Genomic DNA, 13,212 nt, shown 5'->3' with positions numbered 1-13,212 from the left:
TAAAACTACAGAACCCCGGATCAACCTCCGGATAATCCAAGAATTTATGTCGTCTGCCCACAAGGCCAGTCGCAAACTCAGGCAACCGATTCTGGAAGCCTTTCCGCCCTGGAGCAAGCCATGCAAGACCTCGATCCCGTCGAAACCCAGGAATGGCTGGACGCCCTGGAATCGGTTCTCGACAAAGAAGGCGAAGACCGTGCTCACTATCTGATGACCCGTATGGGTGAACTCGCGACCCGCAGCGGTTCGCAACTGCCCTACGCCATCACTACGCCGTACCGCAACACGATTCCCGTCACCCACGAAGCACGCATGCCTGGCGACCTGTTCATGGAACGCCGCATTCGCTCGCTGGTACGCTGGAACGCGTTGGCCATGGTCATGCGCACGAACCTGAAAGATTCGGACCTGGGCGGTCACATCTCCAGCTTCGCCTCCAGTGCCACCCTGTACGACATCGGTTTCAACTATTTCTTCCAGGCCCCGACCGACGAGCACGGCGGCGACCTGATCTACTTCCAGGGCCACGCCTCGCCAGGCGTCTACGCGCGCGCCTTCATGGAAGGCCGCATCAGCGAAGACCAGATGAACAACTTCCGCCAGGAAGTCGATGGCAACGGTCTGTCGTCCTACCCGCACCCATGGCTGATGCCTGACTTCTGGCAGTTCCCGACCGTATCCATGGGTCTGGGGCCGATCCAGGCGATCTACCAGGCACGTTTCATGAAGTACCTGGAAGCCCGCGGCTTCATCCAGCCAGGCAAGCAGAAGGTCTGGTGCTTCATGGGCGACGGCGAGTGCGACGAGCCGGAATCCCTGGGCGCCATCGCCCTGGCCGGCCGCGAGAAGCTGGACAACCTGATCTTCGTCATCAACTGCAACCTGCAGCGCCTCGACGGCCCGGTTCGCGGCAACGGCAAGATCATCCAGGAACTCGAAGGCGTGTTCCGTGGTGCCCAGTGGAACGTCAACAAGGTCATCTGGGGCCGTTTCTGGGACCCACTGCTGGCCAAGGACACCGACGGTATCCTGCAGCGCCGCATGGACGAAGTCATCGACGGCGAATACCAGAACTACAAGGCCAAGGACGGTGCGTTCGTCCGTGAGCACTTCTTCAACTCGCCTGAACTCAAGGCGATGGTTGCCGACCTGTCCGACGACGAGATCTGGAAACTCAACCGTGGCGGCCACGACCCTTACAAGGTCTATGCAGCCTACCACCAGGCGGTCAACCACAAGGAACAGCCTACCGTCATCCTGGCCAAGACCATCAAGGGTTACGGCACCGGTGCGGGCGAAGCGAAAAACACCGCCCACAACACCAAGAAGGTCGACGTCGACAGCCTGCGTTCGTTCCGCGATCGTTTCGACATCCCGGTCAAGGACGAGGAGCTGGAAAACCTGCCGTTCTTCAAGCCGGAAGAAGGCAGCGCCGAAGCCCGCTACCTGAGCGAGCGTCGTGCCGCCCTGGGTGGTTTCGTACCCCAGCGTCGCGCCAAGAGCTTCAGCGTTCCGACTCCGCCACTGGATACCCTCAAGGCGATCCTGGACGGCTCGGGCGACCGTGAAATTTCCACCACCATGGCCTTCGTGCGGATCCTCGCGCAACTGGTCAAGGACAAGGAAATCGGTTCGCGCATCGTACCGATCATCCCGGACGAGGCCCGTACCTTCGGTATGGAAGGCATGTTCCGCCAACTGGGCATCTACTCGTCCGTCGGCCAGCTCTACGAGCCCGTCGACAAGGACCAGGTGATGTTCTACCGCGAGGACAAGAAGGGCCAGATCCTCGAGGAAGGCATCAACGAAGCGGGCGCCATGAGCTCCTTCATCGCGGCCGGTACTTCGTACTCCAGCCACAACCAGCCGATGCTGCCGTTCTACATCTTCTATTCGATGTTCGGCTTCCAGCGTATCGGCGACCTGGCCTGGGCGGCCGGCGACAGCCGTACCCGTGGCTTCCTGATCGGCGGTACCGCCGGCCGGACCACACTGAACGGCGAAGGCCTGCAGCACGAAGATGGTCACAGCCACATGCTGGCCGGCACCATCCCGAACTGCCGCACCTATGATCCGACCTACGGCTACGAGCTGGCGGTGATCATCCAGGACGGCATGAAGAAGATGACCGAAGAGCAGCAGGACGTCTTCTACTACATCACCGTGATGAACGAGTCCTACCAGCAGCCAGCCATTCCGGCCGGTGTCGAGGAAGGCATCATCAAGGGCATGTACCTGCTCGAGGAAGATACCAAGGAAGCCGCCCACCACGTGCAACTGATGGGCTCCGGCACCATCCTGCGCGAAGTGCGTGAAGCCGCGAAGATCCTGCGCGAGCAGTTCAACATCGGTGCCGATGTGTGGAGCGTCACCAGCTTCAACGAACTGCGCCGCGACGGCCTGGCCGTGGAACGCAGCAACCGCCTGCACCCTGGCCAGAAGCCGAAGAAGAGCTATGTCGAGGAATGCCTCTCCGGTCGCAAGGGCCCGGTGATCGCGTCCACCGACTACATGAAGCTGTTTGCTGAACAGATCCGCCAGTGGGTCCCATCCAAGGAATTCAAAGTCCTGGGTACCGACGGCTTCGGCCGCAGTGACAGCCGCAAGAAGCTGCGTCACTTCTTCGAGGTCGACCGTCATTTCGTGGTGTTGGCAGCCCTGGAAGCCTTGGCTGACCGTGGCGACATCGAACCGAAAGTGGTGGCCGAGGCCATCGCCAAGTTCGGTATCGATCCGGAAAAACGCAACCCACTGGACTGCTGAGGAGACCCCCTGTGAGCGAACTCATTCGCGTACCTGACATCGGCAGCGGTGAAGGTGAAGTAATCGAACTGTTTGTGAAGGTCGGCGACCGTATCGAAGCCGACCAGAGCATCCTGACCCTGGAGTCGGACAAGGCGAGCATGGAAGTGCCCGCACCGAAAGCCGGTGTCATCAAGAGCCTGAAGGTGAAGTTGGGCGACCGCCTGAAAGAAGGCGACGAGCTGCTGGAACTGGAAGTCGAGGGCGCCGCTGCCGCGGCCCCAGCGGCTGCTCCGGCACCTGCCGCAGCCCCGGCCGCACCGGCTGCCGCACCTGCACCGGCGGCCGCGCCGAGCGCCGCCCCCGCTGCCGCTTCGGCGCAGCAGGTGCATGTGCCGGACATCGGTTCGTCGGGCAAGGCCCAGATCATCGAGATCTCGGTCAAGGTCGGCGACACCATCGAGGCCGATCAGTCGCTGATCACCCTCGAGTCCGACAAGGCCAGCATGGAAATCCCGTCGCCGGCTGCCGGCGTGGTGGAAAGCATCAACGTCAAGCTGAACGACGAAGTCGGTACCGGCGACCTGATCCTGGTCCTGAAGGTCGCAGGCGCTGCGCCTGCCGCTGCCCCGGCACCGGCTCAAGCCGCCGCGCCGGCTGCCGCTCCAGCGCCAGCAGCGGCCCCGGCCGCTCCGGTGGCCGACAGCGTGCAGGACATCCACGTGCCGGACATCGGCTCGTCGGGCAAGGCCAAGATCATCGAAGTCTCGGTCAAGGCCGGTGACACCGTCGAAGTCGACCAGTCGCTGATCACCCTGGAATCCGACAAGGCCAGCATGGAAATCCCATCGCCAGCCGCCGGCGTGGTGGAAAGCGTTTCCATCAAGCTGGACGACGAAGTCGGCACCGGCGACCTGATCCTGAAACTCAAGGTCAAGGGCGCTGCACCTGCCGCGGCTGCGGCACCCGCTGCCGCTCCTGCCGCACCGACCCAGGCCGCTGCTCCGGCTGCAGCCGCACCGGCACCGGTCGCTGCCCCGGCAGCCGCTCCAGCCGCCGCTGGCGCCAAGGTCCATGCCGGCCCGGCGGTACGCCAACTGGCCCGTGAATTCGGCGTCGACCTGAGCGCGGTCAGCCCGAGCGGTCCGCACGGTCGCATCCTCAAGGAAGACGTGCAGGTCTACGTCAAGGCCATGATGCAGAAGGCCAAGGAAGCTCCGGCCGCTGCCGCTGGTGCAACCGGTGGCGCTGGCATCCCGCCGATCCCGGCCGTGGACTTCAGCCGCTTCGGCGAAATCGAAGAAGTGCCGATGACCCGCCTGATGCAGGCCGGCGCCGCCAACCTGCACCGCAGCTGGCTGAACGTGCCGCACGTGACCCAATTCGACTCGGCGGATATCACCGAGCTGGAAGCGTTCCGCGTCGCCCAGAAAGCCGTGGCCGAGAAGGCTGGCGTCAAGCTGACCATCCTGCCGCTGCTGCTCAAGAGCTGCGCGCACCTGCTCAAGGAACTGCCGGACTTCAACAGTTCGCTGGCCCCGAGCGGCAAGGCCGTCATCCGCAAGAAGTACGTGCACATCGGCTTCGCCGTCGACACCCCGGATGGCCTGCTGGTCCCGGTGATCAAGAACGTCGACCAGAAGAGCCTGCTGCAACTCGCCGCCGAAGCGGCTTCCCTGGCTGAAAAGGCCCGGACCAAGAAGCTCTCCGCCGACGACATGCAGGGCGCCTGCTTCACCATCTCCAGCCTCGGCCACATTGGCGGCACCGGCTTCACGCCGATCGTCAACGCACCGGAAGTGGCGATCCTCGGCGTTTCCAAGGCAACCATCCAGCCGGTCTGGGATGGCAAGGCCTTCCAGCCGAAGCTGATGCTGCCACTGTCGCTGTCCTACGATCACCGCGTGATCAACGGTGCCGCGGCAGCGCGCTTCACCAAGCGCCTGAGCGACCTGCTGGCGGATATCCGCACCATCCTGCTGTAACCGGCTATCCGGCCTCCTGCATCAAGGAGGCCGGATGCGCCGTAGCGTTTTCCGAGCGCCACGCTCGTACCTCAACCCCGCCAGATGGCGGGGCTTTTTTTGCGCCTGTGAAAACACCCGCCCGATACGCGCCAAACCGCGACACAGAGCGGTTATCGTCGCCCATCCAGCGCCCTCGATTGAAGATTTCCCAGCTTCGGCCGATACATTGAAGGCACAGAGCCACTGTTCTGCTTGTCAGCCCGACCCGCTTAATGCAACCTTGCCCAACTCGCCAGGAAAAGGCCTCCTCCCCTGTGCGTGATCAGTACTCTTGAAGCGAGCTCTCCATGAAAAGCCAACCCGATGCCGCCAATAGATTGGCGGCCGAGGTAGTGACTCAGTTACCGGTGCCGTCGCGGCTCGGTATGCTGCGTTTCGAACGGCTGAATGAAGCAAGCTGGGCCCTGCTGTTTCTCGACCCCAACTGCGAACGCCAGTTCGGCCTGCCGGCCATCGAGCTGTGCGCCCTGGTCGGCTCGCCCTATGCCAGCCTGATGGAGCCCGAAGCCCGTTATCGCCTGCATGACGCGATTCAGCTGCAACTGGCCGAGAACACGCACTATCTGGTGCGCTACACCCTGCATACCACCCAGGGCCCGCTGACTCTGCTGGAGATGGGGGAAGCCTACAGGCAGCACAACCGCCATCTGCTGCGCGGCTACCTGCTGGTGGTCGAAGGCCTGTTCGGGCTGGAGCCGCAACTGCCGCTCACCGACCTCGCCACCCAGAACAGCCGCCTGCAGATCGCCCTGGAACTCAACCAGCGCGCCCAGCAGGAGCAACTGCAGCACCTCGACCGGGTGCGCGCCCAGCAGGACCTGATCCTGCGCCTGGCCCGACAGCGCTACAGCGTCAACAATTCGCTGCAGGAAGCCGCCGAGTTGATCACCCGCTGCGCCTGCGACATCTACGAAATCGACTGCGCCAGTATCTGGAACCTCGAAGGCCAGCGCCTGATCCCGATCTCCGCCTACCACCGCCACAACCAGGAATACCTCCTGCCGGACGAGATCGACGCGAGCCAGTTCCCCGATTACCTCGAAGCGCTGCACACCAGCCGCGCCATCGACGCCCATAACGCCACCCGCGACCCTCGTACCCGCGAGATGGCCGAAACCCTGCGCCCGCGTGACGTCAACGCCATGCTCGATGCCAGCATTCGCATCGATGGCCAGGTGGTGGGAGTGCTCTGCCTGGAACAGACCGGCCAGACCCGCGCCTGGCAATCGGATGAAATCGCCTTTGCCGGCGAGCTGGCGGACCAGTTCGCCCAGGTCATCAGCAACCACAACCGGCGCACCGCCACCAGTGCCCTGCACCTGTTCCAGCGGGCGGTCGAACAGAGCGCCAACGCCTTCCTGCTGGTCAACTGCGACGGTGTGGTGGAATACGTCAACCCGAGCTTCACCGCCATCACCCAGTACAGCGCCGAGGAAGTCCACGGCCAGAAGCTCTCCGAACTGCCAGCCCTGGAGAATATCAGCGAACTGCTGTTCGACGCGCAGTCGAGCCTGGCCCAGAGCAACAGCTGGCAGGGCGAATTCAAGAGCCGCCGCAAGAACCTCGAACCCTACTGGGGGCAGTTGTCGATCTCCAAGGTCTATGGCGACAACCGCGAACTGACCCACTACATCGGCATCTACGAAGACATCACCCAGACCAAGCTCGCGCAGCAGCGCATCGAACGCCTGGCCTACACCGACAACCTGACCAACCTGGGCAACCGCCCGGCGTTCATCCGCAACCTCGACGAACGCTTCGCCCGCGACAGCGACTCGCCGATCAGCCTGCTGCTGGTGGACATCGACAACTTCAAGCGGATCAACGACAGCCTCGGCCACCAGACGGGCGACAAGCTGCTGATCAGCCTGGCTCGCCGCCTGCGCAACAGCCTGAGCCCGAGCGGCAGCCTGGCGCGCTTTGCCAGTAACGAATTCGCGGTCCTGCTCGACGATACCGACCTGGAAACCGGCCAGCAGATCGCCACCCAACTGCTGACGACCCTCGACAAACCGATGTTCGTCGACAACCAACTGATCAGCGTCACCGGCTCCGTCGGCCTGGCCAGCGCGCCGCTGCACGGGCGCGACCCGCAAACCCTGATGCGCAACGCCGGCCTGGCCCTGCACAAGGCCAAGGCCAACGGCAAGCACCAGGTCCAGGTGTTCACCGAGGCGCTGAACGCCGAGGCCAGCTACAAGCTGTTCGTCGAGAACAATCTGCGCCGCGCCCTGACCCAGAACGAGCTGGACGTGTTCTACCAGCCCAAGCTGTGCCTGCGCAGCGGCCGCCTGCTGGGGATGGAGGCGCTGTTGCGCTGGAACCATCCGGAAAAGGGCATGATCCGCCCGGACCAGTTCATCAGCGTTGCCGAGGAAACCGGCCTGATCATCCCGATCGGCAAATGGATCGCGCGCCAGGCCTGCCGCATGAGCAAGGCCCTGACCGCTTGCGGCCTGGGCAACCTGCAGGTGGCGATCAACCTGTCGCCCAAGCAGTTCTCCGACCCGGACCTGGTCGCCTCCCTGGCCAGTATCCTCAAGGAGGAACAACTGCCGCCGTCGCTGCTGGAGCTGGAGTTGACCGAAGGCCTGCTGCTGGAAGCCACCGACGACACCCGCCAGCAGCTCGACCAGTTGAAGAAAATCGGCCTGACCCTGGCCATGGACGACTTCGGCACCGGCTATTCGTCGCTGAGCTACCTGAAGAAATTCCCGATCGACATCATCAAGATCGACCGCAGCTTCATCCATGAGATCCCGGACAACCAGGACGACATGGAAATCACCTCCGCGGTCATCGCCATGGCCCACAACCTGAAACTCAAGGTGGTGGCCGAAGGCATCGAAACGTCCGAGCAACTGACCTTCCTGCGCCGCCATCGCTGCGACGTCGGCCAGGGCTACCTGTTCGACCGGCCGATCCCGGGAGCCGAGCTGATCCAGCAGCTCAGGCGCTACCCGCGCGGACCTTTGGCCTGACAGCGCAGCAACACTCGGGCACACTGTCGGTCTACTTCAATAGCTACAGCTCATTTCAACCTGACTGAGAGGACTGCGACATGGTCTTGCGCTCGGAAATACTGGTGAACAAAAACGTGCTCCCAACCAAAGAACAAGCTCTTCCTGGCCGTGAAACCCCGATGGCCGTTCCGGACAAGCATTTCGTCAACGGCCACCCGCTGCTGGGGCCATTCCCCGGCAACGTCGAATTCGCGATCTTCGGCCTGGGCTGCTTCTGGGGCGCGGAGCGGCGTTTCTGGCAGCGTGAGGGCGTGTACAGCACGTCGGTCGGCTATGCCGGCGGCTTCACCCCCAACCCGACCTACGAGGAAGTCTGCTCCGGCCTGACCGGCCACAGCGAAGTGGTGCTGGTGGTCTACGAGCCGGAAATCGTCAGCTACGAACAGTTGCTGGCGCAGTTCTGGGAACTGCACGACCCGACCCAGGGCATGCGCCAGGGCAACGACATCGGCACCCAGTACCGCTCGGTGATCTATGCCACCAAGCCGGAGCAACTGGAGGCGGCCCGCAAAAGCGCCCAGGTGTTCCAGGCGGAACTGACCAAGGCCGGGCTGGGCACCATCACCACCGAAATTGCCGAGGCGCCGACCTACTACTACGCCGAGGCCTATCACCAGCAATACCTGGCGAAGAACCCGGAAGGCTACTGCGGCATTCGTGGCACCGGCGTCAGTTGCCCGATCTGAGCACGCCGGCCCTTGTAGGATGCAGGCTTGCCCGCGAAAGCGTTGGCAAGATCGCCAAACGCTTCGCGGGCAAGCCCGGCTCCTACAGCTATCACGGCCACCTACTCACTCGGCAATCAGCCAGTCCATCCGCCAGTCGCCCTGGGTCTGCGCCAGTTTCTGCGCCAGCCACGGCAACAGCTCACGCAGCTCATCCTCCAGCCCCCACGGCGGGTTGGCAATCGCCAGCCCCGAGCCATTCAGGCTCGCCGGCGTATCCAGCGGATGCACCAGCAACTCCACCCGCAACAGCTTCGGCGCGCCGGTACCGGCCAGGTCCTGGTAGAAACGCTTCAGCGCCCGCTGATCCTTGATCGGATACCAGATCGCCGCCACCGTCTGGCGCATGCGCCCGATGGCTTCCTTGAGCGACGCGGCACAGCGCTGCATCTCGTCCAGTTGCTCGAATGGCGGGTCGATCAGCATCACTGCACGCTTTTCCGCCACCGGCAGCAGGGCCCGCGCCAGGTGCCAGCCCTCCCCCAGGTGCACCGCCACACGCCGGTCGCCCTTCATGTTGTCCTTGAGCAGCTTGCCGTCTTCCGGGTGCTTCTCGTTGAGCAGCACCCGGTCCTGGCCACGGGTGAGGCGCCGCGCCAATTCCGGCGACCCCGGGTAGTAGCGCAACCCGCCATCGGGGTTCATCTCGTGCAGCACCCGCAGGTAATCGGCGGTCATGGCCGGCAGGTCCTGCTGACCCCACAGGCGGGCGATCCCCTCCAGGTATTCGCCGGTACGGCTGGCCTGGTCGCCCTTGAGGTCATACAGGCCGATACCGGCGTGACTGTCGAGATAGGCGAACGGCTGTTCCTTGCGCGCCATCAGGGCGATCAGGCGGGTCAGGACCAGGTGTTTCAAGACGTCGGCATGGTTGCCGGCGTGGAAGGCGTGACGGTAATTCATGGCAACTCCTGCGCAGGAGGCGAAGTTTACCCTGTGCTCCAGCCGCCGTCAGGTCGCAACGTACAGGCGGCAGGGACCGCCGCCGACAGACTCGCCGGAGCGCCCATGGTAACGTCACACCCTCTCATTCGAAGGATTCGACCCGATGACCACCCGCTACGCCAAAATCGTCCTGAGCCTGGCACTCGCCGCCTTCGCCTTCATGGTCACCTTCAACAACGTCAGCGACTACGCCTCCAACTTCGCTTTCGTCAGCCACGTACTGAGCATGGACACCACCTTCCCTGACAACGCCGTGATGTACCGCGCAATCACCACGCCGATGCTGTGGCACGTCGCCTATTGGCTGATCATCCTCGGCGAAGGCTTGACCTGCGCGCTGCTGGCCTTTGGCGCACTGTCGCTGTGGCGAGCCCGCAAGGCCGACGCCGCCAGCTTCGCCCGGGCGAAGAAAGGCGTCATCGCCGGCACGACCCTGGGTTTTCTGGTGTGGTTCTTCGGCTTCATGGTGGTGGGCGGCGAATGGTTCCTGATGTGGCAATCGAAAATCTGGAACGGCCAGGAGGCAGCCTTCAGGTTCTACATGGCCTTGCTCGGTGTACTGATCTTCGTCAATCAGGCGGACAACGAGCCGGCTTAACCTGGATCACTTGCCGATCCGGCGCCAGTAGCGGACACTGGCGCACCGGTTTGCGGTCCGATTGCGGGCACCCACCCGAGATCCCTGGCGACTCAGACACACGAGACCATTAGGCCACCGCAACTGCCCGGCAGTGCTCAATTAATGGAATTTCACTGAGTCGAGACCTTATGAAAGACGCAACGATTGCGCTCCATCACGGATTCAAGTCGGACCCGACCACCAAGGCCGTGGCCGTACCCATCTACCAGAACGTCGCCTTCGAATTCGATAACGCCCAGCACGGCGCCGACCTGTTCAACCTCGATGTTCCGGGCAATATCTACACCCGGATCATGAATCCCACCAACGACGTGCTCGAACAGCGCCTGGCGGCACTGGAAGGGGGAATCGCCGCCCTGGCCGTGTCCGCCGGCAGCGCGGCGATCCACTACGCGATCCAGACCCTGACCCGCGCCGGCGACAATATCGTTTCCACCCCGCAGCTCTATGGCGGCACCTACACCCTCTTCGCCCACCTGCTGCCCAGCTTCGGTGTCGAAGTGCGGTTTGCCCGCGACGACTCGCCCGAGGCGGTCGCCGAACTGATCGACGAGAACACCCGGCTGGTCTACTGCGAAAGCATCGGCAATCCGGCAGGCAACATCGTCGATATCGAGAGCTTTGCCCAGGTGGCCCACGCTCACGGCGTACCACTGATGGTCGACAACACGGTGGCGACACCGATCCTGTGCAAACCGATCCTGTTCGGTGCCGACATTGTCGTGCATTCGGTGACCAAGTATGTGGGCGGTCATGGCAACGCCCTGGGCGGGGTGATCGTCGATGCCGGTACCTTCCCCTGGGCCGACCATGCGCAGAAGTTTCCCGGCCTCAACACCCCGGAAGCCGCCTACCACGGCGTGGTCTACACGGAGAAATTCGGCCCGGCGGCCTTCATCGCCCGCGCCCGCACCGTGCCGCTGCGCAATACCGGTGCGGCACTGGCACCGATGAACGCCTTCCTCCTGCTGCAAGGCCTGGAGACCCTGGCCCTGCGCATGGAACGGCATACCGAGAATGCGCTCAAGGTGGCGAAGTTCCTCAAGGCCCACGAACAGGTGGCCTGGGTCAGCTATGCCGGCCTGCCGGACCACCCGCACCATGAATTGGCGCACAAGTACATGAAGGGCAAGCCGTCGGCGATTCTCTCGTTCGGCCTCAAGGGCGGCTACCAGGCCGGGGTGCGGTTCTACGATGCGCTGCAGATTTTCAAGCGCCTGGTGAACATCGGTGACGCCAAGTCCCTGGCCTGCCACCCGGCCTCCACCACCCACCGGCAAATGACCGAAGCCGAACAGGCCAAGGCCGGCGTGAAACCGGAGATGATCCGCCTGTCGGTCGGCATCGAGGCCATCGAGGACCTGCTCGAAGACCTGCAACAGGCACTGCAGGCCTGAAACGCAGCGGCCCGTCTCCGGGGAGACGGGCCGCCTTGTCGCTACAGGGCTTGCCGCCCCCTATCAAGGATCAGTGTTCCTCGCGGAACTGCTTCTCCGCTGCGGCGAAACGCTGGAGCATCTGCGCCGAGGGCTGGCCCATCCTGCTGACCACGTAGACCGCGATGCTGGCAAAGAGGAAGCCGGGGATGATTTCGTACAATCCCAGCAGGTTGAACTGCTTCCAGACGATCACCGTGATAGCACCGACCAGAATGCCGGCCAACGCGCCATTGCGGGTCATGTCCTTCCAGATCACCGAGATCAGCACCACCGGACCGAAGGCCGCGCCGAAACCGGCCCAGGCGTAGCTCACCAGGCCCAGCACGCGGTTTTCAGGGTTGGCGGCCAGGGCGATGGCGATCACCGCCACCAGCAGCACCATGGCACGGCCGACCCACACCAGTTCCAGTTGCGAAGCGGACTTGCGCAGGAAAGCCTTGTAGAAATCCTCGGTCAGTGCACTGGAGCAGACCAGCAGTTGGCAGCTCAGGGTACTCATCACCGCGGCCAGGATCGCCGACAGCAACACACCGGCCAACCAGGGGTTGAACAGGATCTTCGCCAGCTCGATGAACACCCGTTCGTGGTTCTCGCTGACCGGGCCGGCAACCTCGGGATGCGCCGAGAAGTAGGCGATCCCGAAGAAACCCACTGCCACGGTGCCACCCAGGCACAGGATCATCCAGGTCATGGAAATGCGGCGGGCATTGGCGATCGACTTGACCGAATCCGCCGCCATGAAGCGCGCCAGGATATGCGGCTGGCCGAAGTAACCCAGGCCCCAGCCCATCAGCGAGATGATGCCGATGAAGGTGGTATTGCGCAGCATGTCGAAGTGCCCCGGATCCTGGGCCTCGATCGCCAGGAAGGTGGTGTCGACGCCACCGGTGGCCAGCAGCACGATGATCGGCGTGAGAATCAGCGCGAAGATCATCAGCGTGGCCTGCACGGTGTCGGTCCAGCTGACCGCCAGGAAACCACCGATGAAGGTGTAGGCAATGGTCGCTGCCGCACCGGCCCACAAGGCGGTGCTGTAGGACATGCCGAAGGTGCTTTCGAACAGGCGGGCACCGGCAACGATGCCGGAGGCGCAGTAGATGGTGAAGAACACCAGGATCACGATGGCGGCAATCACCCGCAGCAGACCGCTGCGATCCTCGAACCGGCTGGAGAAGTAGTCCGGCAGGGTCAGCGCGTCACCGTTGTGTTCGGTCTGGACCCGCAGGCGACCGGCGACGAACAGCCAGTTCAGGTAGGCCCCGACGATCAGGCCGATGGCGATCCAGCTCTCGGACAGGCCGGACATGTAGATCGCCCCCGGCAGCCCCATCAGCAGCCAGCCGCTCATGTCGGAAGCACCCGCCGAAAGCGCGGTCACGACACTGCCAAGACTGCGACCGCCGAGAATGTAGTCGGAGAGGTTGTTGGTGGAGCGATAGGCCATCAGTCCGATCAGGACCATCGCAGCGATGTAGATCACGAAGGTGATCAGGGTTGGGTTGCTTACGCTCATTAAAAAGCCCTGGCATTGTTTTTATTCAGCGGCGATCCGCGACCGACGAAACGACATTTCATGTCAGACGATTAAACGGACCGGGCATTCATGACTGAGTTTCCCCAGGAAAATCACCAAAGGGCGCCTCCCTTCGTAGGAGGTTGCACCTCGAT

General features: G+C 63.3%; 8 protein-coding genes. 6 read left to right on the top strand and 2 right to left on the bottom strand.

Annotation, left to right across the window (positions count from 1 at the left end):
- The first annotated feature begins 120 nt into the window (after window positions 1-120).
- The 4 genes from aceE (at window position 121) to msrA (ending at window position 8,481) form a co-directional block, all read left to right on the top strand.
- Complete coding sequence (aceE, locus tag PF66_RS05725; RefSeq protein WP_054056526.1) at window positions 121-2,766, top strand: pyruvate dehydrogenase (acetyl-transferring), homodimeric type; 2,646 nt, start codon at window positions 121-123, stop codon at window positions 2,764-2,766.
- 11 nt (window positions 2,767-2,777) lie between these two features.
- A complete protein-coding gene (gene aceF / locus PF66_RS05720) occupies window positions 2,778-4,730 on the top strand; it encodes a dihydrolipoyllysine-residue acetyltransferase (protein WP_054062108.1) in 1,953 nt (650 codons plus the stop codon).
- 329 nt (window positions 4,731-5,059) lie between these two features.
- The gene (locus tag PF66_RS05715) at window positions 5,060-7,753 is read left to right on the top strand and encodes a putative bifunctional diguanylate cyclase/phosphodiesterase (RefSeq protein ID WP_054060248.1); all 2,694 of its coding nucleotides are present in this window, start codon (window positions 5,060-5,062) and stop codon (window positions 7,751-7,753) included.
- Between the two features lie 80 nt (window positions 7,754-7,833).
- Complete coding sequence (msrA, locus tag PF66_RS05710) at window positions 7,834-8,481, top strand: peptide-methionine (S)-S-oxide reductase MsrA (RefSeq protein WP_054062107.1); 648 nt, start codon at window positions 7,834-7,836, stop codon at window positions 8,479-8,481.
- Window positions 8,482-8,586: 105 nt separating this feature from the next.
- Here msrA and PF66_RS05705 read toward each other — a convergent pair whose 3' ends face one another.
- Window positions 8,587-9,423, bottom strand: coding sequence for a 23S rRNA (adenine(2030)-N(6))-methyltransferase RlmJ (locus PF66_RS05705; RefSeq protein ID WP_054062106.1), 837 nt, complete (start codon window positions 9,421-9,423; stop codon window positions 8,587-8,589).
- Between the two features lie 145 nt (window positions 9,424-9,568).
- Here PF66_RS05705 and PF66_RS05700 point away from each other — a divergent pair, with 145 nt between their 5' ends.
- Together PF66_RS05700 and PF66_RS05695 are read left to right on the top strand one after the other, a co-directional pair.
- Complete coding sequence (locus PF66_RS05700; RefSeq protein ID WP_054060245.1) at window positions 9,569-10,063, top strand: DUF2165 family protein; 495 nt, start codon at window positions 9,569-9,571, stop codon at window positions 10,061-10,063.
- 170 nt (window positions 10,064-10,233) lie between these two features.
- On the top strand, window positions 10,234-11,502 hold the full coding sequence (locus PF66_RS05695; protein ID WP_054062105.1) for an O-acetylhomoserine aminocarboxypropyltransferase/cysteine synthase family protein: 1,269 nt from the start codon (window positions 10,234-10,236) through the stop codon (window positions 11,500-11,502).
- Window positions 11,503-11,572: 70 nt separating this feature from the next.
- On the opposite strand, the gene putP is transcribed toward PF66_RS05695, so the two are convergent.
- On the bottom strand, window positions 11,573-13,057 hold the full coding sequence (putP, locus tag PF66_RS05690; RefSeq protein ID WP_054062104.1) for a sodium/proline symporter PutP: 1,485 nt from the start codon (window positions 13,055-13,057) through the stop codon (window positions 11,573-11,575).
- Between the last annotated feature and the right edge of the window lie 155 nt (window positions 13,058-13,212).

Origin of the sequence: Pseudomonas asplenii (assembly GCF_001293465.1) — a bacterium.
Classification (GTDB): domain Bacteria; phylum Pseudomonadota; class Gammaproteobacteria; order Pseudomonadales; family Pseudomonadaceae; genus Aquipseudomonas; species Aquipseudomonas fuscovaginae_B.
Note: the sequence above shows the minus strand (reverse complement) of the source record. Positions and strands in the feature narration are given on the sequence as shown.